The organism is Kribbella polygonati (genome assembly GCF_050320105.1).
In the GTDB taxonomy this organism is placed as follows: Bacteria; Actinomycetota; Actinomycetes; order Propionibacteriales; family Kribbellaceae; genus Kribbella.
This window is the reverse complement of record NZ_CP190129.1, coordinates 3,931,027-3,957,158: the sequence shown is the minus strand read 5'-3', so window position 1 is coordinate 3,957,158 and position 26,132 is coordinate 3,931,027. Positions and strand designations below refer to the sequence as shown.

23 protein-coding genes and 1 tRNA gene are annotated in these 26,132 nt (G+C 69.3%); 15 read left to right on the top strand and 9 right to left on the bottom strand.

Annotated features, from left to right (window positions below; all coding sequences use genetic code 11):
* The first annotated feature begins 148 nt into the window (after nt 1-148).
* A complete protein-coding gene (locus ACQHIV_RS18815; RefSeq protein WP_427895985.1) occupies nt 149-949 on the top strand; it encodes a hypothetical protein in 801 nt (266 codons plus the stop codon).
* 77 nt (nt 950-1,026) lie between these two features.
* Here the strand turns inward: ACQHIV_RS18815 and ACQHIV_RS18810 are convergent.
* Nucleotides 1,027-1,100 (bottom strand) — tRNA-Arg (locus tag ACQHIV_RS18810).
* Nucleotides 1,101-1,263: 163 nt separating this feature from the next.
* Between ACQHIV_RS18810 and ACQHIV_RS18805 the strand changes: the two genes are divergently transcribed.
* From ACQHIV_RS18805 to ACQHIV_RS18795, 3 genes are all read left to right on the top strand, one after another.
* Nucleotides 1,264-3,462: a PrsW family glutamic-type intramembrane protease gene (locus ACQHIV_RS18805; RefSeq protein ID WP_427895984.1), complete on the top strand. Its 2,199-nt coding sequence runs from the start codon at nt 1,264-1,266 to the stop codon at nt 3,460-3,462.
* Between the two features lie 3,009 nt (nt 3,463-6,471).
* The gene (locus ACQHIV_RS18800; RefSeq protein ID WP_427895983.1) at nt 6,472-8,124 is read left to right on the top strand and encodes an ABC transporter; all 1,653 of its coding nucleotides are present in this window, start codon (nt 6,472-6,474) and stop codon (nt 8,122-8,124) included.
* Nucleotides 8,121-9,800: a GTPase gene (locus ACQHIV_RS18795; RefSeq protein WP_427895982.1), complete on the top strand. Its 1,680-nt coding sequence runs from the start codon at nt 8,121-8,123 to the stop codon at nt 9,798-9,800. The genes ACQHIV_RS18800 and ACQHIV_RS18795 overlap by 4 nt, the downstream gene beginning before the upstream one ends.
* 53 nt (nt 9,801-9,853) lie before the next feature.
* On the opposite strand, the gene ACQHIV_RS18790 is transcribed toward ACQHIV_RS18795, so the two are convergent.
* Together ACQHIV_RS18790 and ACQHIV_RS18785 are read right to left on the bottom strand one after the other, a co-directional pair.
* Nucleotides 9,854-10,471: an SRPBCC family protein gene (locus ACQHIV_RS18790; protein WP_427895981.1), complete on the bottom strand. Its 618-nt coding sequence runs from the start codon at nt 10,469-10,471 to the stop codon at nt 9,854-9,856.
* Between the two features lie 81 nt (nt 10,472-10,552).
* Nucleotides 10,553-11,053 carry a single-stranded DNA-binding protein gene (locus ACQHIV_RS18785; protein ID WP_427895980.1) on the bottom strand — a complete coding sequence of 167 codons (501 nt, stop codon included), beginning with the start codon at nt 11,051-11,053 and terminating at the stop codon, nt 10,553-10,555.
* A 133-nt stretch (nt 11,054-11,186) separates the two neighbouring features.
* On the opposite strand from ACQHIV_RS18785, the gene ettA reads away from it, so the two are divergent.
* The 5 genes from ettA (at nt 11,187) to ACQHIV_RS18760 (ending at nt 15,671) form a co-directional block, all read left to right on the top strand.
* Nucleotides 11,187-12,869: an energy-dependent translational throttle protein EttA gene (gene ettA / locus ACQHIV_RS18780; protein ID WP_427895979.1), complete on the top strand. Its 1,683-nt coding sequence runs from the start codon at nt 11,187-11,189 to the stop codon at nt 12,867-12,869.
* 106 nt (nt 12,870-12,975) lie between these two features.
* A complete protein-coding gene (locus tag ACQHIV_RS18775; protein ID WP_427895978.1) occupies nt 12,976-13,299 on the top strand; it encodes an ArsR/SmtB family transcription factor in 324 nt (107 codons plus the stop codon).
* A complete protein-coding gene (locus ACQHIV_RS18770; protein ID WP_427895977.1) occupies nt 13,296-13,772 on the top strand; it encodes an SRPBCC domain-containing protein in 477 nt (158 codons plus the stop codon). The genes ACQHIV_RS18775 and ACQHIV_RS18770 overlap by 4 nt, the downstream gene beginning before the upstream one ends.
* On the top strand, nt 13,769-14,389 hold the full coding sequence (locus ACQHIV_RS18765; RefSeq protein WP_427895976.1) for a dihydrofolate reductase family protein: 621 nt from the start codon (nt 13,769-13,771) through the stop codon (nt 14,387-14,389). Before ACQHIV_RS18770 ends, ACQHIV_RS18765 begins: the two co-directional genes overlap by 4 nt.
* Nucleotides 14,390-14,747: 358 nt before the next feature.
* Nucleotides 14,748-15,671 carry a M4 family metallopeptidase gene (locus ACQHIV_RS18760; protein ID WP_427895975.1) on the top strand — a complete coding sequence of 308 codons (924 nt, stop codon included), beginning with the start codon at nt 14,748-14,750 and terminating at the stop codon, nt 15,669-15,671.
* A 326-nt stretch (nt 15,672-15,997) separates the two neighbouring features.
* Here ACQHIV_RS18760 and ACQHIV_RS18755 read toward each other — a convergent pair whose 3' ends face one another.
* Both ACQHIV_RS18755 and ACQHIV_RS18750 read right to left on the bottom strand, forming a co-directional pair.
* A complete protein-coding gene (locus ACQHIV_RS18755) occupies nt 15,998-16,864 on the bottom strand; it encodes an aminoglycoside phosphotransferase family protein (protein ID WP_427895974.1) in 867 nt (288 codons plus the stop codon).
* 41 nt (nt 16,865-16,905) lie between these two features.
* Nucleotides 16,906-17,346 carry a MarR family winged helix-turn-helix transcriptional regulator gene (locus ACQHIV_RS18750; protein WP_427895973.1) on the bottom strand — a complete coding sequence of 147 codons (441 nt, stop codon included), beginning with the start codon at nt 17,344-17,346 and terminating at the stop codon, nt 16,906-16,908.
* An 83-nt stretch (nt 17,347-17,429) separates the two neighbouring features.
* Between ACQHIV_RS18750 and ACQHIV_RS18745 the strand changes: the two genes are divergently transcribed.
* On the top strand, nt 17,430-18,797 hold the full coding sequence (locus ACQHIV_RS18745) for an FAD-dependent oxidoreductase (RefSeq protein ID WP_427895972.1): 1,368 nt from the start codon (nt 17,430-17,432) through the stop codon (nt 18,795-18,797).
* Nucleotides 18,798-18,804: 7 nt separating this feature from the next.
* Here ACQHIV_RS18745 and ACQHIV_RS18740 read toward each other — a convergent pair whose 3' ends face one another.
* Complete coding sequence (locus ACQHIV_RS18740) at nt 18,805-19,263, bottom strand: MarR family winged helix-turn-helix transcriptional regulator (RefSeq protein WP_427896525.1); 459 nt, start codon at nt 19,261-19,263, stop codon at nt 18,805-18,807.
* A gap of 154 nt (nt 19,264-19,417) precedes the next feature.
* Between ACQHIV_RS18740 and ACQHIV_RS18735 the strand changes: the two genes are divergently transcribed.
* Nucleotides 19,418-19,987, top strand: a complete 570-nt coding sequence (locus ACQHIV_RS18735) for a YceI family protein (RefSeq protein WP_427895971.1) — start codon at nt 19,418-19,420, stop codon at nt 19,985-19,987.
* A 43-nt stretch (nt 19,988-20,030) separates the two neighbouring features.
* On the opposite strand, the gene ACQHIV_RS18730 is transcribed toward ACQHIV_RS18735, so the two are convergent.
* Nucleotides 20,031-20,630 (bottom strand): TetR/AcrR family transcriptional regulator, encoded by a 600-nt coding sequence (locus ACQHIV_RS18730; RefSeq protein ID WP_427895970.1) that lies wholly within the window; start codon nt 20,628-20,630, stop codon nt 20,031-20,033.
* A 73-nt stretch (nt 20,631-20,703) separates the two neighbouring features.
* On the opposite strand from ACQHIV_RS18730, the gene ACQHIV_RS18725 reads away from it, so the two are divergent.
* Genes ACQHIV_RS18725 through ACQHIV_RS18715 form a run of 3 tightly spaced genes read left to right on the top strand, consistent with a single transcriptional unit; the run spans nt 20,704 to nt 23,835 of the window.
* Nucleotides 20,704-21,849 (top strand): acyl-CoA dehydrogenase family protein, encoded by a 1,146-nt coding sequence (locus ACQHIV_RS18725; protein WP_380198995.1) that lies wholly within the window; start codon nt 20,704-20,706, stop codon nt 21,847-21,849.
* 13 nt (nt 21,850-21,862) lie between these two features.
* Nucleotides 21,863-23,083: an acetyl-CoA C-acetyltransferase gene (locus ACQHIV_RS18720; RefSeq protein ID WP_427895969.1), complete on the top strand. Its 1,221-nt coding sequence runs from the start codon at nt 21,863-21,865 to the stop codon at nt 23,081-23,083.
* A complete protein-coding gene (locus ACQHIV_RS18715; protein ID WP_427895968.1) occupies nt 23,083-23,835 on the top strand; it encodes an SDR family oxidoreductase in 753 nt (250 codons plus the stop codon). The genes ACQHIV_RS18720 and ACQHIV_RS18715 overlap by 1 nt, the downstream gene beginning before the upstream one ends.
* Here ACQHIV_RS18715 and ACQHIV_RS18710 read toward each other — a convergent pair.
* Nucleotides 23,832-24,407, bottom strand: a complete 576-nt coding sequence (locus tag ACQHIV_RS18710; RefSeq protein WP_427895967.1) for a TIGR03086 family metal-binding protein — start codon at nt 24,405-24,407, stop codon at nt 23,832-23,834. The genes ACQHIV_RS18715 and ACQHIV_RS18710 overlap by 4 nt on opposite strands.
* Nucleotides 24,408-24,461: 54 nt before the next feature.
* Here ACQHIV_RS18710 and ACQHIV_RS18705 point away from each other — a divergent pair, with 54 nt between their 5' ends.
* On the top strand, nt 24,462-25,433 hold the full coding sequence (locus tag ACQHIV_RS18705; RefSeq protein ID WP_427895966.1) for a helix-turn-helix transcriptional regulator: 972 nt from the start codon (nt 24,462-24,464) through the stop codon (nt 25,431-25,433).
* Here ACQHIV_RS18705 and ACQHIV_RS18700 read toward each other — a convergent pair.
* The gene (locus ACQHIV_RS18700) at nt 25,424-25,954 is read right to left on the bottom strand and encodes a hypothetical protein (protein WP_427895965.1); all 531 of its coding nucleotides are present in this window, start codon (nt 25,952-25,954) and stop codon (nt 25,424-25,426) included. The genes ACQHIV_RS18705 and ACQHIV_RS18700 overlap by 10 nt on opposite strands.
* Nucleotides 25,955-26,132: the final 178 nt, after the last annotated feature.

Sequence of the window (26,132 nt, the reverse complement as noted above, 5' to 3'; positions counted from 1 at the left end):
TCTCCACGCCTCGACCCTAGCATGTGATTGCAGTCACAACCGCGGCAGAGGTGGCGGCCTCTGGCGTGTTGGACACTCCGAATCGGAGTCACTACCATGCGCGGGCGACCGGACCGCGCCGGGAGCGCCTGGTCCGGAGGTGGGTTCCGTGGTCCCGAGCATCGCCAGCGCCATCGCCTTGGTGTCAGCAGACAGCACGGCCTACAAGATCGGCGCCGCTGTTCCGGTCGCGTTGGGGTCGGTCCTGCTGATCGGAGGCCTGATAGCGCTGCTGCGTATCCTCCGGCGCGACAGGGCCGCGCAACTGAATGCCATGCCATCGCCAAGCTCGGGCGTTGCCGTCGGACCAGACGCCATGCAGCACGGGTTTGCCGGTGCGCCCCACGCATCCGGTGTGCAGAAGCCGAAGAGTCGAGCCAAGCAGGTCGCGATCGTGTGCATCGCTATCGGCGGACTGGTCGTGCTCGGCCGGCTCTCGAACCTGGTGCAGGCGGTCAGCGCGGAGCCCGACCGCCGGATCGAGATCGCCGAGACGGCTGGTGGAGCGCCCCGCGTCCAGCTGGCGCCCGAGGTCACCGCGGCCCTGGAACAGCGGCGAGAAGCGGCGGCCAAGAAGGGACTTGACTTCCAGTACGGCGGGTATGCGCACCCCAAGGGCGGCGACGCCTTCGTGCTCTTCATGGGCGGCGAGCAGCATATTTCCGACCCTGAGCAGGCCATCACGGATCTCTTCGCCGGCATGGCCGAAAGCAGCGGGGAACAGGCCAGGCCGACCGAGTACCCGGCCGGGGACCTCGGCGGTGAAGTGCGCTGCGCCACCACTACCGGCCTCAATTGCGCCTGGGAAGACCGGAGCACCTACGGCGTACTGACGGCAGCCGACATGACTGAGCCGGAACTCGCCGCGCTCCTGGTCAAGATGCGTACCGACCTCGAGCAATCGAAATAGCCATGCCGGACTGATTCCCCGAGTCGACTGCGGCGGATCGCGGCAGGAACGGGCCCACGACCTGCGGATTTACCAGGCGCCCCCGGCAGGATTCGAACCTGCGACCCACAGATTAGAAGTCTGTCGCTCTATCCAGCTGAGCTACGGGGGCGTACGGCAGGGAAGAGTCTCTCAGATACCCGGGCGATCCCGCCTCCGGGTTACCGATCACGGTGCTCCGGCGCGGCGCCGAAGTACAGGGATGTCGTTCCATCCCGGTAACGCTGAGTGGGTGGTCCTGCCGATGGATCTGGACCCCAACTAGGCTGCGGTGCATGAGTTACCCCTCACCAGGCCCGTCCGGCGCGCCGCAACCCGCGGCTGGGTCGGCGTACGCGCCCGGCGGCCCCTATCCGCAGCCCACCGCGCTCGGGAACCACCCGGTCCCCGGGCAGCGGCGGAACCGGGGGGTGCTGATCGGCATCGTGATCGCGGTGCTGTTCGCGATCGCCGGCCTGGTGATCTTCGGCGTGGTGGCCAAGTCGACCGGCGCGGGTGGCTTCACCTGGGGCCTGGTGTTCGCGTTCGTACCGGTGATCCCGGTGATCGCGCTCTACCTCTGGCTGGACCGGTACGAGCCCGAGCCGACCAGGTACATCGTCTTCGCGCTCTGCTGGGGTGCCTTCATCGCGACGCTGGTCGCGATCTTCATCAACACCGAGGTGTCGCACCGGCTGGCCGAGACCGGCGTCGGCGGCGACCGGTCCGCGGTCTTCGTCGCTCCGCCGGTCGAGGAGTTCGCGAAGGGCTCCGTGATCCTGCTGCTGGCGCTGCTGCGCCGCAAGGAGTTCGACGGCATCATCGACGGCCTGGTGTACGCCGGGATGGTCGGCGTCGGCTTCGCCTTCACCGAGAACATCCTGTACTACGGCCGCGTCTTCAACACGCTCTCCGAGGAGGCCGGCAGCGACGCGGGCCTCAAGGGCGCGTTCGCGCTGTTCATCGTCCGCGGCGTGATCTCGCCGTTCGCGCATCCACTCTTCACGTCGTTCACCGCGATCGGGATCGGCGTCGCGGTACGGCACCGAAGTACCGTCGTCCGTTTCCTCGCACCGGTCGTCGGGTACCTGGCCGCCGTACTGGCGCACGCCTCGTGGAACGCGTCCGCGAGCTGGGCCGGTGGCGGCGGCTTCATCCTCGCGTACCTGTGCCTGATGGTGCCGCTGTTCATCTGCCTGGTGGTGTTCGCGCTGGTGATGCGATCACGGGAGGGGCAGATGATTGCGTCGAGGCTGTACGACTACGTGCGGTTCGGGTGGCTGATACCGCAGGACGTACCACTGATCGCGACCCTCCGCGGCCGCAAGGCGCTCCGGCAGAACGCCCGCCGGTACGGCCCGCAGGCGGAGGCCGCCGCGAAGGCCTTCCAGCACAACGCGACCGAGCTGGCGTACCTGCGCGACAAGATCGTCCGCCAGGTCATCGGCCCCGACGCCCTCGAAACCGAGAAGTCCCTCCTCGACGAACTCCGCCAACGCCGCCCGAGCGTCCCGTTCCCCCCCATGCCCGCCTTCGCCCAAGCCGCCCCCACCTACGCCACCACCCCCATAGGCCCAGGCGCCCCAATGGGCCCGGGCGCCCCGATGGGCCCGGGCGCTGCGATGCGACCGGTCGGCCCGACTGGTCCTGGTGCCCCAATGGGGCCGGGCGTTCCCACAGGTCCGGATGGGCCGATGGGTCCGGGTGCTCCGATGGGTCCTGGCGCCTCGATGGGTCCTGGGGCCTCGATGGGTCCCGGCGCCTCGATGGGTCCGGTCGGCCCGACAGGCCCTGGTGCCGCGATGGGGCCGGGCGTTCCGACGGGACCGGGTGGGCCGATGGGTCCGGATGGGCCGATGGGACCGGATGCTCCGATGGGACCGGCTGTTCCGATGGGCCCTGGCGCCTCGATGGGTCCGGTCGGCCCGACAGGTCCTGGTGCCGCGATGGAGCCGGGCGTTGCCACGGGTCCGGATGGGCCGATGAGTCCGGGGGCTGCGATGGGACCGGGTGGGCCGATGGGTCCCGGCACCCCGCTCGGGCCGAGCGGCTTGCTGGGCTCTGGCGGGCCGGTCGCCCCAGGCGCACCCCTCGACCCCACGGCGCCGGTCTACCCCACGGCGTCGGACGCGATCAGCCCCGCCGGTACGGGCGGCGCGGGTGCATCCGATGCACTGTCGGGACCGGACGGCCAGCTGCTGCCAGGCTCGCCGACAGGACGGTCGCCGGTGTCGGACGGCGCCGTACCGGGCGCCCCCGTACCGGACGCCCCCGTACCGGGCGCCCCCGTACCGGGCGCCCCCGTACCGGGCGCCCCCACGCCGGGGGCTTCGGAGGGGGAGCAGGCGCGTCCGCAGGACGTGGTTCCCCCCGAGCGTTCGGGGTATTCGGCCGGGCAATCCGGCCAGGAAGCCGGGCAGCCCGGATACCCGCTGGGACCCCCCGGCCAACAAGGACCGCCGGGAGGATACGGTCCGTACCCACCACCGCAGTGACTGCCACCCGTCCACGCCGCCAAACGGGGATGACGATGACTTTGCTTCTGCGCTGTCCGACCGGGCACTCTGTGCTCGTGGGTGGACGTCGTGGCTGACACCAGGTCAGCAGCAGGTGAAGGTTCGGAACCGCGGGTTCCGAACCAGGATCAGCCTGCCCAGGAGCTGGCGAACCTGATCGCCCAGTCCACCCCCAAACCCCGCGGCTTCTGGCGCCGCCGCCGCAAACGCACCCCCGACCCCACACCCCCCGAAACCACCCCGCCCCCGGCAACCCCCTCCCCGACGGACCCCGCCACAGACGAAACCCCCGCGGACAACGCGCCAACCTCCACTGACACCCCCACCCCTACCGACACCCCGCCGTCCGCCAGCGCCCCGCCGTCCGGCGGTACCCCCGCGCCTGGAGACCCCGCGAACTCAGGCGGGACTTCCGCGTCTGGTGACGGCACTACGTCGGGCGAGGCCTCGGCTTCGGGCGGGACCGCCGCGTCGGGCGACGCCTCCGCGTTGGGAGTCACCGCCCCGTCGGGCGGGGCCCGCGTGCCTGGAGACCGCACCGCGGCGAGCGACGCGTCCGGTGACGGAACCACATCGGGCGACACCGCCGCGTCAGGCGGGACCGCCGTGCCTGGAGACGGCTCGGCGTCGAGCGGACCATCTGCGTCCGGTGACGGCACCGCGGCGAGCGACGCGTCCGCGTCACGTGACGGAACCACATCGGCCGACAGCGCCGCGTCGGGCGGGACCTCCGCCTCCGCGACCGGCGGCGCAGTTGGTGCCGGCGGAGCTACAGCGTCGAGCGGGCCGGTGTCGGGCGAGACCTCCGTGTCCAGCGATGACTCGACGCCAGGCACCTCGGCCGTGACCGACACCGCCAACCCGGCGGCTGACTCGGACGCGCCCAGCGCCGCCGCTTCACCTGCATCCTCCGACTCGACGGTGGAGGGGGCAACGACGGCAGTTGGCACGGTCGACGGCAGCGCATCCTCCCCGGCGACCTCTGGAACCGATGTCGATCCGGTCCGCCAGCCGGAGTCCGACGCAGGGGACACCGCCCGGGCTACCGCCGCGGCTGACGGCCGTGCGACTGGGGACGCAGCCAGTTCCACCGCAGACATGTCTGCCGACTCCACCGACTCACCAGCCGAAGGAGCTGCGGCCACCACCTCCCAGGCCGACGCCTCAAGCGGTGAGGTGACCGCGGGGACGGCGAGTGGCGGCACGAATGGCCCGGCGGATGGCTCGGCAGGCGCCCGTACGACGGGTACGCCGAACGGTGATGCCTCAACCAGCACATCGACGGCCGGTGGTGGCGCGGACCCCGCGGTGGACGGGAACGCCGTACCTGCGACGCCGCGCGACACCCCGTCCCGTCCATCGGTGGGCGTTGTGTACGAGCCAGACGAGTCGGCGGACGGGTTCCCGCTCGAGTACGGCGACATCATCGTGGGGCTGCCGAAGGACACGTCCTCCAGTCCGGGCCCGGCTGAGCCTGGATCCGAGCCTGAGGCCGAGGTAGTTGGCCCTGGCGCCGCGGACCCGACTGCGCACGGTCCGGCGGATGACGGCAACGCCGACGTCAGCACGGCCAGTGCGTCCAGCTCGGACGACACTACGGCCAACGCGTCCGGCTCGGACGACGCCGCCACGTCCGGCGCGGAGATCGAGGCTTCCGACGTCGTCGAACCCGCTCCGGCGGATGCGCAGGACGGGGCAGCTGCTGCCGTCGACGCCGAGACCGCCCCTGGCACCGCAGACCCGACCGCACAAGCTCCGGCGGATGTCGAGGACGCTGACGCCAGCGCGGACAGCCAAGCCGCGTCTGGCTCGGACGACGCGGGCGAGCCGGACGCCGGGACGGATGCACCGGGGCTCGACCCTGCAGGTGATGGGGCGTCCGACGCCGGAGCTGGAACGGGCGAGGGCGTGACCGCTGCGGGTGAACGTGTAGACGGCGGACAGGCCGCGGCAGGCTCGGCCGGGGATGCGACTCCCGCGGCTGAGGCCCACGCGGTCGACGGTGCGGCTGACGTGGGCGGTGCGGCCGAGGTGGGCGGTGTGCCTGACGTGGGCGGTGCGGCCGAGGTGGGCGGTGTGCCTGACGTGGGCGGTGCGGCTGACGTGGGCGGTGCAGCCGAAGCTGGTGTGGGCGGGTCGCGGGCCGAGGTGTCTGGGTCGGAGGTCGTCGAATCGGCTGATGATGCTGGGGCTGAGGGCTCTTCCGGTGGTGGAGCGCTCGAATCGGTTGGCGCGGTTGATGGTGAGGATGTGGACGACGCCTCGGGGGCTGCGTCGGAGTCCTCCGACGGGTCGACGGCTGACGGGGATGCTGGACGCGCCGAGGGTGGGACGGCGGACGGTACGTCGGATGGTGCGGATGCTGATGGCGTTGGTGATGGGTCTGCTGGTACCGAGGCGAGTAGGTCCCGCTCGGAGAGTCGTACGGATGGTGCTGGCGGAACGGGTGGCGGCTCTGGTGAGGTCTCCGAGGGGGACGCTGACGGTTCCGCGGTAGACGGTGGTGCTGTGGCAGCGTCTGGTGGGGAAAGCGCTGCTGAGGGCGATGCCGGGGCAGATGCGGGTGCTGCGGATGGTGACTCTGATGGCTCTGCGGCCCAGGACGGACCTGCGGCTGAGGAAAGCCCGAGGTCCGAGGATGGGGCCGAGTCCGACGAGGCTGCTGGGTGCGACGAAGGTGCTGGGTCTGGGGACGGTGCTGCGTCTGAGGGTGGGGACGCGGCTGTGGGCGGGGATGCCTCCGGCGGTTCCGAGGCGGCTGGCGGTGCGGGCGCGGCTCAGGATGCGGGTGCGTCCGACGGTGGGGAAGCGGCTGAAGGTGGGGATGGGCGGGAGCTGACTGCGGAGGAGTTGGCTGGGAAGTTGGCGGCTGAGCAGGCTGCTATGGCTTTGATTACTGCCTTGATGAAGTTGCGGGGGGTGTTGGCGGGGAGTCAACTGCCGCTTGAGGTGGTGGGGGCTGATGAGGCTCGGCAGCAGCAGAAGGCCATGTTGGACCAGTTGGACGACTACTTGTTGCCTCGGCTGGTGCAGTTGGAAGCTCCGATTCTTGCGGTGGTTGGTGGGTCTACGGGGGCCGGCAAGTCGACGCTGGTGAACACGGTGATCGGCAAGGTTGTCAGCGAGCCGGGTGTGTTGCGGCCGACTACGCGGTCGCCGGTGTTGATTCATCACCCGGCGGATGCGGACTGGTTCGTCGGGGATCGGGTACTGCCGGGGATGGCGCGGACCGCTGCCGAGGAGCCCGGTGGCATGGAGGACGCGGGACAGTTGCGGCTGGTGGCGGCCGAGAGTGTGCCGCGCGGGCTGGCGATTCTGGACGCGCCGGACATCGACTCCGTGGTCGAGGCGAACCGTGATCTCGCGACGCAGCTGCTCGCGGCGGCGGACCTCTGGCTGTTCGTGACGACGGCGGCGCGGTACTCCGACGCGGTCCCGTGGGAGTTCCTGCAGAGCGCGTCGGACCGCAGTACGGCGGTTGCCGTGGTGCTGGACCGGGCGCCGAGCGAGACGATCGACGACATCACCGGGCACCTCGCGCAGATGCTGCTCGAGCGCGGGCTGGGTGACTCGCCGCTGTTCTCGATCCAGGAGACGGTTGTCGATGGCAACGGGATGTTGCCGCAGGCGACCGTTGCCGGGATCAAGGACTGGCTGATCGACCTGGCGGCCGACGCCGAGGCGCGGGCGGGTGTCGTACGACGGACCCTGCAAGGTGCGGTCAGCGCGATGGTGAAGCGAACGCCGCCGTTCGCGGCCGCGGTCAAGGCGCAGGCCGAGACTGCGCTCGAGCTGCGGTCCTCCGTGGAGACGGCGTACGACCAGGGCGTCAAGGACATCGCTAAGGCGAGCCAGGACGGGACGCTGCTGCGTGGCGAGGTGCTCGCGCGGTGGCAGCAGTTCGTCGGGACCGGTGAGCTGCTGAAGGGACTGCAGTCCAACGGCGGACGGTTGCGCGATCGGCTGAAGAGCTCGCTGGGGAACAAGCCGGCCGAGACGCGCGATGTCAGCGACGCGATCCAGTCCGGTCTGGAGTCGTTGCTGAGTGAGCACGCGGCTGCTGCGGCGGAGCGGGCGGAGAAGGTCTGGCAGGGCACTGCGCCAGGGCGCCAACTGCTCGCGGCTGCCGATGCCGAGAACGCAGCAGGTGGGAAGTCCGCGTCGAAGGCCGGTGCTGATGGCAACGATGTGGTCCCGTCGCTCGGGACGTTGTCGGAGCAGTTCCCGGCCGCGGCGAACCGGACGGTGCGCGAGTGGCAGGCGTTCGTACTCGACCTGGTCCGCAAGGAAGGCGCGGACAAGAAGTCGACGGCGAAGATCCTGGAGTACGGCGTCAACGGGCTCGGCCTTTCGCTGATGGTGGTCATGTTCGCCAGTGCGGCCGGCATCCCGAAGGGTGCTCAGACGAGCGCCGGCGTCGGGAGCGCGGTCGTGGGGCAGCGGTTGCTGGAGGCAGTTTTCGGCGACAAGGCGGTTCAGGGCATGGTGGAGAAGGCACGCGAGGACCTTGACGGTAAGGTTCATGCCCTGATGGATGCCGAATTCGCCCGCTATCTGGCTGTCCTTGACCAGCATCCGGTCGACGCCGAGACGGCCAGGCAACTGACCGAGGCCGCGCGCGCGGTGGAGGACTGCACGTGACGGAAACAGTGGATACGGTCGAGACGCCCGCCCGGGCGGAGACCGATGTCCTGAAGAAGATCGACGCGCTCGAGGCAGCCGCGAAGGCCGGTGACGGCCGGCTGGACCCGGTGGTGCTCACCGAGGCCGGGCAGATCGTCGACCGTGCCGGACAACGGCTGCGGATGTCCGGTGACCTGACGGTGGTCGCGCTGGCCGGTGCGACCGGGTCCGGGAAGTCGTCGCTGTTCAACGCGCTGACCGGGCTCGACCTGGCCGCGATCGGCACGCGCCGGCCGACCAGCTCGATGCCGCTCGCCTGTGTGTGGGGTGACGAACCGGCCGGTGAGGTCCTGAGCTGGCTGGGCATTCCGCGCCGGCACCAGGTGCAGCACCGCAGCTCGCTCGAGGAGGCGCACTCCGAGGACCTGGACGGCCTGGTCCTGCTGGACCTCCCCGACCACGACTCGACCGAGGTCGAGCACCGGCTGATCGTGGACCGCCTGGTCGAACTGGTCGACCTGCTGATCTGGGTGGTGGACCCGCAGAAGTACGCCGACGCGGCGCTGCACAACCGGTACATCAAACCGTTCGCCTCGCATTCCGGGGTGATGGTGTTCGCGCTGAACCACATCGACAAGCTGACGCCGGAGCAGCGCAAGAGCTGCCTCGAAGACCTCGACAAGCTGATCAAGTCCGACGGGCTGAAGTCGCCGACGATCGTTGCCACCTCGGCGGTCAGCGGGGACGGGCTGGAAGAGATTCGCTCGTTGCTGGTCAAGCGGGTCAGCAACAAGCGCTCCGCGCGCGAGCGGCTCGCCGCCGACGTCGACCGGGTGTCGGACCGGATGGCGAGTCAGTCCGGCAATGCGAAGACTCCGGAGATCGCCGCGGCCGACGTCACCGAGCTCGTCGAGTCGTTGTCGGACGCGAGCGGGCTGACGGTGGTGTCGGACGCCGTACGGCGCTCGTACCTGCAGCGGGCCCGTGCGGCGACCGGGTGGCCGTTGACGAAGTGGGCCGGGCGGTTCCGGCCGGACCCGTTGCGGCGGCTGCACGGCGACCAGGTGTCTCGCGAGCAGGGCAAGGCGTTGCGGAAGTCGGCGTCCAGCGAGGTCGCGATCGCGCGCTCTTCGTTGCCTGCGGCAACGCCGGTGCAGCGGGCCCGGATGGACGCCGCAGTGCGCACGATCACGAACAAGGCCGCCGAAGGTCTGTCGCGGCCGTGGGCGGACTCGGTCCGGACGGCGATCCGCCGGCGCGAGGAATCGCTCGGTGACGAGCTCGACCAGGCGGTCGCGCGGACCGACCTCGGCGTGTCCAGCACCCCGGGCTGGTGGAACGTCGCCCGGATCGTCCAGTGGCTGCTGTTCCTGGTGACGCTCGGCGGCGCCGCGTGGCTGATCGCCTTGCTGGTAACGCGAATCGCGCACCTGAACGATCCGCCGCTGCCGGAGCTGAACGGCGTCCCGTACGCCTGGATCATGCTGGTCGGTGGTGCCGTCCTCGGGCTGGCGCTCGCCTTCCTCTGCAGGGTCTTCGCCACCAACGGGGCGTTGCGGCGCTCCCGGCAGGTGTCGAAGGCGTTGCGCGAGGAGCTGGAGAAGGTTGCCGACAGCCACGTTGTGGCGCCGGCGCGCGAGGAGCTCGCGGCGTACACCAAGTGCCGCGACAGCTTGGCCGTCGCTCGGCACTAGAACGCCGGACCGGCAGCGCGCGCCGGGGTCGAGGCGGCGCGCGCTCCGGATGCTCAGAGCTCGGCGTCGGGGGCGAACTGCGCCATCGAGGTCCTGGCGGCGCTGAGCAGGTCCTCCTCGGTGGTGGTGCCGGAGGCGCGGACGGCCTCGATCCAGGCGCGGACGCAGTGCTCGTTGTACTTGATCACCTCGGCGGAGTTGGCCATCGCGGTCGGGTCCGCGTCCGGTGGCAGTTCGCCGGTGACGTAGAGCGCGAGGCCGAGCAGGCCGCCGTCCCAGCCGGGGCCGACCCAGAGTGCGCCGGCGCCGCCGGGGGCCGGTGCCGCGTCCATCGAGTGTTCGAGCTCGAGATCGGTCGAGGAGCCCGCTCCGGGGAGGAGTCGCAGCTCGAGCAAGCTGGCGGGTCCGCCGAACGTCACCTTGAAGCGCTTCGGCGGATCGCACTCGAGGATCTCGCCGCCGGCGTTGCCCTGGAGCTGGAACGAGCCGCCGACCTTCAGGTCGCCGCTCACCGGCATGAACCAGCGAGCCATCCGCTCCGGGTCCGTCAGGGCGTCCCACACCTCGGTCGGCTCGGCCCGGTAGGTGCGGCGCATCAGCACCGTCACGGTCTCGCCGGTCCGGCTGACCTCGCGCTGGACCGCGTTGATGTGCTCGAGGAAGTCGATCACGGGTGGTTCCCTCTCCTGGTCGGCTGCTGGGTAGGTCCCCAGAATGCCGGGCAGGGCTTATATAAGTCAACGGTGAGATAGTCATGCCGCCTCCGCGGCCGGGCGTTCCGCGGACAGGGGGAGCGGGGTGGTGGAGAACTCGTCGGGCGGGTACGGCGCGGCGGTGGCGCCGGCCGGAGTGAGCTCGGTGGGCGCGAAGGGCACTGCCTCGGCGCGGGGCGCGTTCTTGGCGAAGGTCGTCGTGCCGCGGCTGAGGTCGTGGCCGAGGGTGAACGCCTCGAGGATGACGCGGCTGTGCTGCTCACCGGAGTCGTCGGTCCACTCGTGGGTCCGCAGGCGGCCGGTGACGATGACCGGCTGCCCGATCTTGATGGACTCGAAGGCGTTGCGGGCCAGGCCTCGCCAGCACTGGACCGTGAACCAGGTGGTGGGTTTGTCCACGTAGCCGTTGAGGGTCTTGTCGAACTGGCGGGGTGTGGAGCCGAGGCGGAAGGTGGTTTGGGGTGTCTGGCGAATCTCCCTGAAATCGGGATCGCTGCCGATCCAGCCCAGGACTGTGAGGTACGTGTCACCGAGACTCATGAGGGTGCCTTCCGGTCGGAGGGGGTGTTGTCGACGGAGAAGGTGCCCGGATCGCGCCCGGCGGGACGGATGATGTCGGCGGCTGTGGACAACCGGTTGGGAAACCGGTAGGGGGAGCACATAGGCTCTGCGTATGGCGGAATTCATCTACACGCTTCGCAACGTCCGGAAGGCGTACGGCGACAAGGTCGTTCTCGACAACGTCACGCTGAACTTCCTGACCGGCGCGAAGATCGGCGTGGTCGGCCCGAACGGCACCGGCAAGTCCTCGCTGTTCAAGATCATGGCCGGGCTCGAGCACCCGAACAACGGTGAGGCGCGGCTGGCCGACGACGCGACGGTAGGGATCCTGCTGCAGGAGCCGCCGCTGACCGAGGGCAAGACCGTGCTGGAGAACGTCGAGGAAGGCGTCGGCGACACCAAGCAGAAGCTCGACCGCTTCAACGAGATCTCCGCCGAGCTGGCCGATCCGGACGCGGACTACGACACGCTGCTGGCCGAGATGGGCGACCTGCAGACCGAGCTCGACCACCGCAACGCGTGGGACATCGACGCCCAGCTCGAGCAGGCGATGGACGCGCTGCGCTGCCCGCCGCCGGAAGCGATCGTCGACAACCTGTCCGGTGGTGAGCGCCGCCGGGTCGCGCTCTGCAAGCTGCTGCTCCAGCAGCCGGACCTGCTGCTGCTCGACGAGCCCACCAACCACCTGGACGCCGAGTCCGTGCTCTGGCTGGAGCAGCACCTGCAGAAGTACCCGGGCGCCGTGATGGCCATCACCCACGACCGGTACTTCCTGGACAACGTCGCCGAGTGGATCCTCGAGCTCGACCGCGGCCGGACGTACGGCTACGAGGGCAACTACTCGAAGTACCTGGAGACCAAGCAGCAGCGGCTCGTGGTCGAGGGGCAGAAGGACGCCAAGCGGCAGAAGATCCTGGAGCGCGAGCTCGAGTGGGTCCGGTCGAACGCGAAGGCCCGGCAGACCAAGAGCAAGGCCCGGCTGGCGCGCTACGAGGAGCTCGCGGCCGAGGCCGAGCGGGCCCGGAAGCTGGACATCGACGAGATCAACATCCCAGCCGGTCCGCGGCTGGGCAGCACCGTGCTCGAGGCCTCCAAGCTGGTCAAGGGGTTCGGCGACCGCAAGCTGATCGACGGGCTGAGCTTCAGCCTGCCGCGGGCCGGCATCGTCGGTGTGGTCGGCCCGAACGGCGTCGGCAAGTCGACGCTCTTCCGGATGATCGTCGGCGAGGAGCAGCCCGACGCGGGCACGCTGAAGCTCGGCGAGACGGTGAAGATCTCGTACGTCGACCAGTCGCGCGGCGGCCTGGACCCGAAGAAGACCGTGTGGGAGCAGGTGTCCGACGGCCTCGACCACATCAAGGTCGCGAACTTCGAGATGCCGAGCCGGGCGTACGTCGCGTCGTTCGGGTTCAAGGGCCCGGACCAGCAGAAGCCGACCGGTGTACTGTCCGGCGGTGAGCGGAACCGGCTGAACCTGGCGCTGACGCTGAAGATGGGCGGCAACCTGCTGCTCCTCGACGAGCCGACCAACGACCTGGACGTCGAGACCCTGCAGTCGCTCGAGGACGCGCTGCTGGAGTTCCCGGGCTGTGCCGTGGTCGTGTCCCACGACCGGTGGTTCCTGGACCGCGTCGCGACCCACATCCTGGCCTGGGAGGGCACGGACGAGGACGAGGCGAACTGGTTCTGGTTCGAGGGCAACTTCGCGTCGTACGAGGCGAACAAGCTGGAGCGCCTCGGCCCGGAGGCGGCCCGCCCGCACCGGGTGACGCACCGCAAGCTCACCCGCGACTGACACGCCGCGCCCGAAAACCCCGTCTCCACCAACCGGAGGCGGGGTTTTTCAGCACCGAATACTTAGCCCTTGCGCTAAGTATTGAGAGAACGCGATACTTAGCCTCATGGCACAGTATGAGGTCGACGGAGTGTTCGTCGCGCTCGCCGATCCGACCCGGCGGAGCGTGATCCGGCGGCTCGGGCGCGGCCCGACCAGCGTGGGTGAGCTCGCCGCCGAGTACCCGATCACGCTGCCGTCGTTCATGAAGCACGTCCGGACACTGGAGTCCAACGGCTTGATCCGCACGGTCAAGACCGGCCGGGTGCGGACCTGCGTGCTGAACCGGGAACGGCTGGCCGTGGTCGACGACTGGCTGGCCGAGCAGCGGCGGATCTGGGAGGAGCGCACCGACAGGTTGGAGCGCTTGGTCATCGAGGAGGACATGTGAAGTCGGAGTTCGATCCGGAGCTGGACCTGGTCGTGGAGCGCCTGATCCGGGCGCCGCGGGCGAAGGTCTGGCGGGCGTGGAGCGATCCGGAGCGGTTCGCGCGGTGGTGGGTGCCGGCACCGGCGGTCTGCCGGGTACGGCGCCTCGAGTTGCGGCCGGGTGGTGCGATGGTGACCGAGCTCAGCGAGGACGGTACGGCGTTCGGGCCGCATCTGGATGCGAGCTTCCTGGTGGTGGAGGAACTCGAGCGGCTGGTGTTCACGAACGCGATCGACAGTCGCTGGCGTCCGGCCGATCCGGAGCCGTTGCTGATGACCGCGGAGGTGTCGCTCGCGGAGCATGCGGAGGGTACGGACTACCGGGTCGTCGTACGGCACGGCTCGGCGGCGGCGCGGGCGTTGCACGAGGACCTCGGGTTCGCCGACGGCTGGGGCACGGTGACCAAGCAACTCGCGGCGGCGGTGGAGGGATGAAGCTGGTACTCACGGAGTTCGTCACGCTGGACGGGGTGAGTCAGGGGCCGGGGTCGCCGAGTGAGGACACCAGCGGCGGTTTCACCCGCGGCGGCTGGCTGGTGCCGTACATGGACGAGTTGTTCGTACGCCGTGCCGCGGAGCAGTTGCATCAGGCGGACGGGCTGCTGCTCGGGCGGCGTACCTATGAGGCGTTCGCGCGGGACTGGCCGCGGATCACCGATCCGGACGACCCGTTCACCGAGCTGATGAACTCCTTGCCGAAGTATGTCGTCAGCGCGACGTTGGCGGAGTGTGCCTGGCAGCCGGCGACCGTGCTGAGGACGCTCGAAGGTGTTGCGGAGCTAAAGGAGGGGCCGGGGCGCGAGCTGCAGGTGCATGGGAGTGCGCGACTCGGCCGGGCGCTGCTCGACGCCGGGCTGGTCGACGTGGTGCGGCTCGTGGTGGCGCCGACTGTGATCGGGGACGGGCGGCGGCTGTTCGACGGGCCGGGGGAGGCCGCGGGGCTGAGGCTCGCGAAGCACGAGGCGACTCCGAGCGGTCTGCTGCTGCTCGAGTACGAGACCGTCGGCGTCGCGCCGGTCGGCGAGTACGAAGGCGTCTCCGCGCTGGTGTGACCGGCCGGAAGAAAAGGGGTCGTGAAATGCGGATGAGTATGCACTGAGAAGCATTGTTGGTATTTGCAACGAATAGCTCCCGGTATGGACAACACGGGTTTCCGGGTATCAACTAGGAGTAGCCGCACCGCCCCGCGGTCTTGGGGCGGTGGGGGCTTATGGCAGGTCGTGGGTGGTGGGGTGTGGGGGCGCGGGGTCCGCCGCGGATGTGGGGTGCCGCAGGTACATCCGCCACTCGGACTCCAGGAGCATCATGATGGCAACACCAACATGTTTTTTCATTCCGCCGCACATCACCGACCACATCGCGAGGAACGCGCAGAGGCAGGGGCGCGGGACCGAGGCCGTTCGTGCGGCGATGGCCGACCAGGCGTTGCGGCAACAGCGCAAGAGTGCCACCTACGCGACCCTTCAAACGCTTACTCCGCCCCAGCCGGGCAAGAGTGACATCGCCATCTACGACGACCAGAACCAGTGGACCGTCAACGTCCAGCTGATCCGCGGACCGGACGATCCACCGGTCGCGGCCCAGAACGCCAATCTCGCGTACGACGCGCTGACCGCGACGCGGAAGTTCTACCACGACGTGCTCGGCCGCGAGTCGATCGACAACGCCGGCCTGACGATCGACGGCAACGTCAATTTCGGTGTCCAGTACGACAATGCGTTCTGGGACGGCTCGGAAATGGTGTTCGGGAACGGCGACAACGTCATCTTCAAGGATTTCACCAATGACGTCGACGTACCCGGCCACGAGCTGACCCACGGCGTCACGCAGTACACGGCCGGCCTCGGGTACACGGACCAGACGGGTGCCCTGAACGAGGCGACCTCGGACATCATGGGCGCGTGTATCGACCAGTACGTCAGCGGCCAGGATGCCGGTACGTTCAACTGGCTGATCGGCGAGGGCGTGATGGCCGACGACCTGTACGGCGAGGCGATCCGGTCGATGGCGCACCCGGGCACGGCGTACGACGATCCGCTGCTCGGCAAGGACCCGCAGCCCGACAGCATGGCGGGCTACGTGCCGAACGGCGACCCGCACGTCAACAGCGGGATCATCAACCGGGTGTTCTACCTGATCGCGACCGATCTCGGCAGCTTCCCCGCGGCGAAGCTCTGGTACGCGACCCTGCAGAACCTGTGGCCGACCGCGGTGTTCGCCGACACGGCGCACGTCGCGAGTGAGATGGCGCGCATCCTGGCGCGGGACGGCGTGGTCGCCCGCCAGGCACCGCAGACCGTCAGGGCAGCCTTCCACGAGGTCGGGATCAGCTGAAACGGATCCAGGGCGGGGCCGGCCTTGACCTCCCGGAGACCGACTCCGCTCGCAGACGCGCCGTGAATCAGGCCGGCTGCGCCAGATCGGACCCTGGTCCGGCCCAGGCGACGTCGCAGGTCTCGCAGGACCAGGTGAAGTGTTGGTGACGGCGCTGCCGGAGGGGAACGTGTTTGCCTAGCGAGGCTCCACAGGACCAGCACGTGCTGCTGACCAGGACGTGGCCTTCCGGTACTTGGGCGCGGCCATCCTGGAGGGGGATGGGGCTGCTCATCGATCTGCTCTTTTCGTGGGGGGTGCCACCAGTGTGCGCCACCCGGAGCAGGTCATGCGTTTGCTTGGTGATCCGCGAGCACTTCTTCAAGCACCTGGCGACTGGCCGGTGACGTCTCGTAGGTGATCGCCGCTTTCCAGAACGCCCAGCCGCGGGCGCGGGCCCACATCGCGTCGTCTTGGGCCACAGCTTCGCGGAAGATCGCGCGGGACGAGCCGGAGAAGAACGTGTACGCGATCACCAGGTCGCAGGCGGGGTCGCCGACGCCCGACGTACCGAAGTCGATGACCGCGGACAGCCGGCCGTCGCGGACGAGCAGGTTGCCGCCGGCGATGTCGCCGTGGAACCACACCGGGGCCTCGTCCCACGAGGCGGCGAGCGCGGCGTCCCACACGTCGTGGGGGAGATCCAGTACGGCGAGAGCGTCGATCGTCTCGTCGTGGTAGTGCTCCAGGGACGCGCCCCGGTGGAAGCTGTGCGCGCCGGCGAGCGGTCCGCCGGTCGCGTCGACGTTCTGCAGCGCGAGGATGAACGCGGAGACGGAGCGGGCAAACTCGTCGAGGTCCTGGACGGTGCCGGGCGAAGCCGTCTCGCCCTGGATCCAGCGCCGGACGGCCCAGGGGTAGGGATACCCGAGGCCTGGTTCCCCTTTGGCCACAGCCTCCGGGATCTCGACCGGTAGTTCCGGCCCGAGGCGGGGGAGCCAGACGTGTTCCTTGTCGACGGCGGCGACGTACGACTCGGCCGTCGGGAGGCGGGCGGTGAGGCCAGGGCCCAGCCGGTACGTCCGGTTGTCCCAGCCGTCGACCGCAACCGGCGTCACCGGCAGGTCGGCCCAGTGCGGGAACTGCTGTGCGATCAGTCGCCGTACCAGCGCCGCATCGATGCCGGCGCGGCCGTCCTGGTGGAGTTCGGTCACGTCCAGCAGGTTCCCGGAGGAGGGCGGCGCCCTCAATCGCTTTAGCTCCTGGCTTCAGCGACCGAGTCGTTGAGGAACGCGGCGATGGTCTGGAGTTCCTCGACGGTGCGCGATTCCAGGACGCCGGCCAGCCGGTTGCCCTGGTCGGCGTACAGCGGGGCGAGCCGCTCGTTGATCGCCTCCAGTGACGGCGTGACGACGACCTTCCGCCGGTCCGCCGGATCGGGCCGGCGGGTGACGAAGCCGTGCGACTCGAGCCGGTCGATGACGCCGGTGACCGTTCCGGACGTCAGGCCCGTGTGCTCGGTGAGCTGCCGCGGGGTGAGCGGGCCGTACGTCTGCAGCAGTGTCATGAACTGGGAGTCGCTCGCGCCGAGCCCGACCTTGGCCGAGATCGCGTGGTTGAACAGCACGACCTCGGCGATCAGCCGGATCATGCGCTGCTGGATCTCACCGGTGAGCTCTTCGCGGGAACTGGTCATGGTCCGCCTCAGCATAGGGCTTGCATTTCTCTCGGATCTCCAAGATACTCGGTTTACCAAGATACTTGAAGGGACGAGAGAACATGAAGGTGCTGGTAATCGGCGGCGGGACCGGCGGGCTCGCGCTGGCGCACGGACTGCTGCGGGCGGGGATCGAGGTGGCGGTGTTCGAGCGGGACGCGCTGCGCACCGACGGGCTGCACGGCTACCGGGTCGGGATCGACCCCGACGGCAGTCGCGCGCTGCACTCGCTGCTTCCTCCGGAGCTGTACGACACGTTCGTCGCCACGAAGGCGCGCGACCCGAAGTACTTCAACATGCTCACCGAGGACTTCAAGGAGGTCCTGTCGATGGAGGTGCCGGCGTCGACGGACCCGGTCGAGAGTGAGAAGTCGATCAGCCGGATGACGCTCCGCCAGGTGCTGCTGACCGGCCTCGACGACGTGGTGGAGTTCGGCAAGGAGTTCATGCACTTCGAGCAGTACGACGACCACGTGACGGCGTACTTCGCCGACGGGACCGAGGCGACCGGGGACCTGCTGGTCGCGGCGGACGGATCGGGATCCCGCGTACGCCGGCAGTACCTGCCGCAGGCGAAGACCGAGGAGACCGGGATCGTCGCGATCGCCGGCAAGCTGCCGATCACCGACGAGAGCGCGAAGCTGGTGTCGCCGAAGGTCTTCGAGGGCATCTCGATGATCAACGCGCCGCGCGGGCTGTTCTGCATCATCCACGTGATGGAGTTCCAGTGGGACCGCGACGGGCAGGTGAAGCACGGCATCGGCGGCAACACCGAGGAGCTGATCCGGCGCTGGCCGGGCCTGCAGTTCGACAACACCCGCGACTACATCAACTGGGGCCTGTCGGCGACCAGGGACAAGCTGCCCGCGAATATCATGGAGTTGACCGGCGATGAACTGATCAAGGTCGCGCTCGACCTGACGCCGGGCTGGCACCCGAACCTGCGCCGGATGTTCGAGCTGACCGACCGGGGCACCTGCTTCCCGGTGAACATCTGGACGTCGGTCCCGCTGGAGCAGTGGAAGAGTACGAACGTCACGCTGATCGGTGACGCGATTCACACGATGACGCCGGGCCGGGGCGTCGGCGCGAACACCGCGCTCCGGGACGCGGTGAACCTCTGCCGCGCGCTGATCGACGTACGCGACGGCCGCCGGGAACTGGTCGCGGCGGTGCGGGACTACGAGACGAAGATGATCGAGTACGGGTTCGACGCCGTGATCAAGTCGCGCGCCCAGATGACCGCGGACGACCCGGTGCACAAGCCGGTGATCGGCCGGCTGGCGCTGGCCGGCATGCGTACGGCGATGCGCACGGTCAATCACGTGCCGCCGTTGAAGCGGCGGATGCGGGACTCGATGATGGCCTACCGCGGCGCCGGCCGGGACGAGAACCAGCTGGAGATCTCTCCGGCCCCGGCCGGCAGGTGACCAGCGGTCAGCGCTGGCCGATGTGCTCCGAGACGGCGTCGAAGACCCGGCCGACCGCGGCGAAGTCGTCGGGGCTGGCCAGGTCGACGAGGTTCTCCCGGACTCCGGCGACGTGGTACGGCGCGGCCTGCTCGAGCAGGGCGAAGCCGGCGTCGGTCAGCTCGGCCCAGACGCCGCGCTTGTCGCTCGTGCACGACGTACGGCGGACGAGTTCGGCGGCCTCGAGGCGGCCGACGGTGTGCGTCAGGCGGGAGCGGCTCTGGTGCAGCCGGTCCGCCAGGTCGGCCATCCGGAGCCGCCGGTCGGGCGCCTCGGACAGCCGGACGAGGATCTCGTAGTCGTTGATCCCCAGGCCGAACTGACGAAGGTCGTCGTCGAGCTTCGCCATCAGGCGTGCGGTGCCCAGCAGGTAGGCCCGCCATGCCACCTGCTGCTCGGCGTCGAGCCACCGAGTCCCCCGGTCCATCTCAGTTTCCGTCGTCACGGGAACAGTGTACCGGGAATGTGGTTGACATTTAAACTGTTACTGCCTACTGTCGTAGTCATCGGTTGAAGCTTTAACTATTGAACCAGGCTGCGTCGCCCCCGACCAGTAGCACCACATTCCCCGAGAGGACCTCATGAGCGACACCACCACCGGCACCCTGACCAGCACGATCCCCGGCCTGGTTGCCGGTACCTACGCCATCGACACCGCGCACACCGAGATCGGCTTCACCGTGCGGCACCTGATGACCAAGGTCCGCGGCACGTTCGAGGACTTCAGCGGCGAGATCGTCGTCAAGGACACCATCGAGGAGTCCGTGGCGAACGTCGCCGTCGAGCTGGCCTCCGTGCACACCCGCAACGCGCAGCGCGACGGGCACCTGCGCTCCGGCGACTTCTTCGACGCCGAGAAGAGCCCGAAGATGACTTTCGTCAGCACCGCGATCAAGGCCGAGGGCGACGACTACGTGCTCGCCGGCGACCTGACCATCAAGGACGTCACCAAGCCGATCGAGTTCGCGGTCGAGTTCCTCGGTGTCGACCAGAACGCGTACGGCCAGACCATCATCGGTTTCGAGGCCTCCGCGTCGATCAGCCGCAAGGAGTGGGGCATCGACTTCAACGTCCCGCTCGAGGGTGGCAAGCTGCTGATCGGTGACAAGGTGGACATCCACCTCGACGTCCAGGCCGCGCTGCAGGCCTGACCTTCCCGGCGAAAACCCCGCACCCAGGTGGTGCGGGGTTTTGCTATGCCTGGACCATTCGATGCGCGAGGTCGGCGTACAGCTTGCCGAGGGCGGCCGGCTCGCCGCGGTGCGGGGTGTACCAGCGGGCGACGTCGATCGAGAGCGACAGTACGGCGAGCGTGGTGCCCGGCAGGTCGCTGACGGCGAACTCGTCCGCCCGTACGCCGTCCGCGAGTACCTGCTCGATCTGGGTGGAGATGGCGCGGCGGATCGTGGCGACCTCGGCCAGGTGCTCCGGGGAGAGCGCGGCCAGCTCGTACTGCACCACGCGGGCGATCGTGTGGTGCTCGGCGTGCCACGCGGTGAAGGCGGTGACCAGCGACCGCAGCCGGTCCGCGGCGGTCGGGCCGGTGTCCGCGGTACGCAGTACCTCCAAGGCTGCCTTGTGGCCGTACAGGCTGATCTCGAAGAGCAGGCGTTCCTTGGACGGATAGTGCACGTACAGCGCGGCCGGGCTCATCCCGGCGCGGGACGCGATGTCGCGGGTCGTCGTCGCCTGGAAGCCGCGCTCGGCGAACGCGTCGACGGCGCCGGTCAGCAGCCGGCGGGCTGCGGCGGGCTGGACGTGCTCCCAGACCAGGGGGTCGGTGACTGCGGACACGTTGACACCTTGCACCAAACGCGTGAAGCTAAGCAAGCGCTTAGCCACTTGTCTCATGCCTTGGGGAGGCCCCATGGACCGCGTCATCTTCAACGAGGACCATCACGCATTCCGGGCCAGTGCGAAGGAGTACTGCGACCGCTCGCTGGTGCCGCGGATGGAGCAGTTCCTCGACGAGAAGACGATCGACCGCGCGGTCTGGCTGGAGGCCGGCAAGCAGGGCTTCCTCGGGCTGGACGTGCCGGAGGAGTACGGCGGTTCGAGCGTCGGCGACTACCGGTTCAACGCGGTGTTCGCGGAGGAGGTGTCGAAGGTCTCCGCGTCGCTGTCGAGCTGTTTCGGCATCCACTACGACTGCGCCGCGCCGTACTTCGTGGACCTCGGCACCGAGGAGCAGAAGCAGCGCTGGCTGCCCAAGTTCTGCTCCGGCGAGTACGTCGCCGCGATCGGGATGACCGAGCCGTCCGGCGGGTCGGACCTGGCGGCGCTGAAGACGACCGCGAAGAAGACCGACGGCGGCTGGGTGCTGAACGGGTCGAAGACCTTCATCACGAACGGCGACATGGCCGACCTGGTGATCGTCGCCGCCCGGACCGACCCGTCGAAGGGCGCGAAGGGCATCACGCTGTTCGTGGTCGAGGAGGGGATGGCCGGGTTCGCCCGTGGCCGCAAGCTGGACAAGGTCGGCCAGACCGAGTCCGGTACGTCGGAGCTGTTCTTCGAGGACGTCTTCGTTGCCGATGACAACGTCCTCGGTGAGGTGGACCGCGGCTTCATCCACATGATGGAGCGGCTCGCGCAGGAGCGGATCGGCGCCGCGGTGTCGAACATCGCGCACGCCACCCAGATCCTCGCCGAGACGATCGACTACGTGAAGCAGCGCAAGGCCTTCGGCCAGGCGGTCGGCTCGTTCCAGTACAACAAGTTCCTGATCGCCGAGCTGGTCACCAAGGCCGAGGTGACCCAGGCGTACGTCGACAACGCGATCGTCGCGCACGACGAGGACCGGCTGTCCGCGGTGGACGCCGCGAAGACCAAGTGGTGGAGCGCGCACGTGCAGAACGAGATCCTGGACGCGTGCGTCCAGCTGCACGGCGGCTACGGCTACATGAACGAGTACCGGGTGGCCCGCGCCTGGCGCGACGCCCGGGTGACGAAGATCTGGGCCGGCTCGAACGAAATCATGAAGGAACTGATCGGCCGCGACCTCGGCCTCTGAAAGGGAAACCGACATGCCTGAAGCAGTCATCGTGTCCACGGCGCGTTCGCCGATCGGGCGGGCGCACAAGGGGTCGCTGACCACGATCCGGCCGGACGACCTGGCCGTCCAGATGATCAAGGCGGCCGTCGACAAGGTGGGTCTGACCGGGGACCAGATCGAGGACCTGGCGCTCGGGTGTGCGGAGCCGCACGACGAGCACGGCGGGAACATGGCCCGCCGGGTCGCGGTGCAGCTCGGCTGGGACAACACGCCGGCGACCACCGTGAACCGGTTCTGCGCGTCGTCGACGCAGACCGCCCGGATGGCGTACCACGCGATCAAGGCCGGCGAGGGCGACATCTTCGTCAGCGCCGGCGTCGAGTGCGTGTCGCGGTACAAGAACTTCGGGTCGGCCGGGGTCGGGGACCCGAGCTCGTTCAACCCGGTCTTCACCGACGCGGTGGCGCGGACCGAGAAGTACGCCGAGACCAACGACACCTGGCACGACCCGCGCCAGGACGGGCAGATCCCGGACATCTACATCGCGATGGGGCAGACCGCGGAGAACGTCGCGACGCTGCGCGGGATCACCCGGGCCGAGCAGGACGTGTTCGGCGTACGGTCGCAGAACCTGGCCGAGAAGGCGATCGGCAACGGGTTCTTCGAGCGCGAGATCGTCCCGGTGACGCTGCCGGACGGGACTGTCGTGAGCAAGGACGACGGCCCGCGGGCGGGGACCACGCTCGAGGGCGTCAGCGGGCTGAAGCCGGTGTTCCGCCCGGACGGGACCGTGACGGCCGGCAACTGCTGCCCGTTGAACGACGGCGCCGCCGCGGTCGTGATCATGAGCGACACCAAGGCGCGGGAGCTCGGCCTGACGCCGCTGGCGCGGATCGTGTCGACCGGGGTGAGCGGTCTGTCGCCGGAGATCATGGGCCTCGGCCCGGTGGAGGCGTCGAAGCAGGCGCTGGCGCGGGCCGGGATGAGCATCGACGACATCGACCTGGTCGAGATCAACGAGGCGTTCGCGGTCCAGGTGATCGGGTCGGCGCGCGAGCTCGGCATCGACGAGGACAAGCTGAACGTGCACGGCGGCGCGATCGCGCTCGGCCACCCGTTCGGGTCGACCGGTGCGCGGATCATGACCACGCTGGTGAACGGGCTGCAGTTCGAGGACAAGCAGTTCGGCCTCGAGACGATGTGCGTCGGCGGCGGGCAGGGCATGGCGATCGTGCTCGAGCGCCTCAGCTGATGAGCCTGGACGGCCGGACGGCGATCGTCACCGGAGCCTCGCGCGGGATCGGGCTGGCGGTCGCCCAGCGCCTGGTGGCCGACGGCGCGCGGGTTGTCATCACCGGGCGCACCCAGGAGACGCTGGATGAGGCTGTGCAGAGCCTGGGCGGTCGTGAGCACGCTCTTGCGATCGCGGGCAACGCCGCGGACCCCTCACACCGCGGGGCGGTCGTAGCGGCCGCGGTGGCGACGTACGGCTCGGTCGATCTGTTGGTGAACAACACCGGCATCAACCCGATCTACGGGAAGCTCCTGGACGTCGACCAGACGGTGGCGGCCAAGATGGTCGACACGAACGTACTGGCGGCCGTCGCTTGGGTGAAGGCGTGCCGGGACGCCTGGATGGGGCCACACGGCGGCGCTGTGGTGAACCTGTCCTCGGTGGCCGGTCTGGCGCCTTCGCCCGGCATCGGGTGGTACGGCGCGACCAAGGCGATGCTGTCGCGGGTCACGCAGGAGTTGGCGATGGAGCTGGCTCCGGAGATCCGAGTGAACGCCGTGGCTCCGGCGGTGGTCAAGACCAAGTTCGCCGGAGCGCTCTACGAAGGGCGTGAGGACAAGGTCGCGGCGGCGTACCCGTTGGGTCGTCTTGGCCGGCCGGAGGACGTTGCGTCGCTGGTGTGGTTCCTGCTGTCCGACGAGGCGTCCTGGATCACCGGCCAGACCATCACGATCGATGGGGGCCTCACGCTGAACGGCGGGATCGTCTAGGGCTGACGACCCTGCCAGGCGGCCAGCTGGTCGTACGGCGTGGCGTCGTCGGCCACCTGCACCACCGGGCCGAACGGGACGTGGCCGCCGCGCTGATCGGCCGGAATGAACTGACGGACCATGGGCAGCACCTGTGTCGCCAGGGCGTCGTCGAGCGAGCTCACACGACCTGTGGCCTTGGCCAGGTCCCAGGAGTGCGTCGTGAGCTCGCCTGTGTAGCCGGCGATCGCGGCAGCTCCCGGCAGCGTTGCCCACGGCAGCTTGCAGATCCGCCCGAGCACGGTGTCGTCGGCGAGCGTCGCGTCGAGGGCAACGCGGCGTTCCTTCCATGCGGCCGGTACGTCGTCGACGCCCGTGGTCACCACTGGGATCGTCAGCGGGTCGCCGCCCTGCAATGCGAGGTTGATGCGTGCGATGACGGTCAGCAGGTGCCCCTGCAGCGTGTTGACGTCGTACTCATCGCATGGCGTCGGCAGGGTGAGGTCGTCCGGGCTGGTGGTGGTGATCAGCTGTTCCGTCTGGTCGAGGGCGCGGACGAAGAGCGGTCGGGGGTCGTTCTCAACGATGGTCATGAAGAGAGCATCGCGGGCAATATGTGACATCTTCTGTCGCGTATTGTTCGCAGCATGCGGGCGGACCGGTTGTTGCAGATCATCCTGTTGTTGCAGCGGCACGAGCGGCTCAGTGCGCGGGAGCTCGCGGAGCGGCTGGAAGTGTCGTCGCGGACGGTCATGCGGGACATGGAGGCGCTGTCTGCGGCCGGCGTACCGGTGTACTCCGAGCGCGGGCGTAACGGGGGCTGCGTGTTGCTCCCGGGGTACCGAGCCGACGTCAGTGAGCTCACGCCGCGGGAGGCGCAGGCGTTGTTCGCGTGGTCCGGGCGGGCTGCACTGTCGGAGGAGCTGGGTCTGCAGGACGCGCTGCACACCGCAATGGGCAAGCTGTCCGCGACGCTGCCGGTGGAGCTGCAGGACGACGCGGACGCGCTGTCCGGGGCGATCGTGGTCGACCGGCGCCGGTGGTTCGCGGACGCCGAGGACACCGGTGCCTTGCCGGTACTGCGGCAAGCGGTCGTGAAGCGCCGCCGGGTGCGCCTGCGGTACGCGTCGGCCAGTGAGGGCGTGCAGCAACGAACGGTCGACCCGTGGGGTCTGGTGGAGCAGGCAGGCCGCTGGTACCTCGTGGCCGCGCATCGCGGCGCCGCCCGGATGTACCGGGTGTCGCGGGTCGAGGAGGTCGACGTACTCGAGGAGACGGCCGAGCGGCCCGCCGGGCTGGACGTGCGCGCGGAGTGGGAGCGGCTGCGGTCCGGGCTGGAGCGGCACGCGCCGGTCGGCGTCGACGTACTGACCCGGGTCCGGCCGGACAAGGTCGAGCTGATCCGGCGAATCAGTGCGCCGATGCTGGCCAAGGGGGACGTGCCGCGCGACGTACCGGCCGACGACGAGTGGCCGCACCTGCGGCTGCACTTCCGCGTCCGGGAGGCCGCGTGCGGCGTACTGCTCGGGTTCGCCGGCGATCTGGAGGTGCTGGCGCCGGTGGACCTGCGGGAACGGATGCTGGAGCTGGCCCGGGCGGCCGTCGCGACCTACGGCTGACGGGTCGCCACGAACGTCTGCCGGAGGATGACGTTGCCGTCGGCATCGATGTCCTCGTTGCGCCAGTGGAACCCGTCCACGGTGATCCCGGTGAACTCCCAGCGGGTGTTCGCCGACTGTGCCTCGAGCGTGATGGTGTCACCGCTCGCGTGCGCGACGAACGGCATCACGAACGCCGCCTTCGGGCCCATCCAGGTCGAACGGAACGCCTGCAGTTCCGGGTCGTAGATCCGGATCGACAGGCCCCACTCTCCGTCACCGTCGTCGTTGCGGGCCAGCCGGCTCGGCGTGATCCACACGTCGGCGACCGCGCGCCCGTCGAGGGCCCACGCGAAGTGCCATTCCCCGTGCGTACGGCGGGTGACGGCACCGGTCGCGTCGTACCAGGCGACGTCGAGGTCCCAGCTGCCGATCAAGGGGGCGAACGGGCGGAACGCGTCGGCGTACTCCGCGCGTGGGCCGTCGGAAACCATCAGGTCGGCGAGAACTCTCGCGGCCGCCGCGCCGTCGGTGAGCTGCATACGTCCAGGCTAGATGTGGACGCCCCGCCGCCGGTGACCCCGTCGCGTGCAACCACGATGGCACTTCCGGCGGTCGGGGCATTCAGTCCGACAGCACCGCGCTACTTTAATACGAGTTCGCCCCACAGCCGAATCACGGGACCCGCGCGATCACGTCTCTTAATGCGTGGCGTGCGTA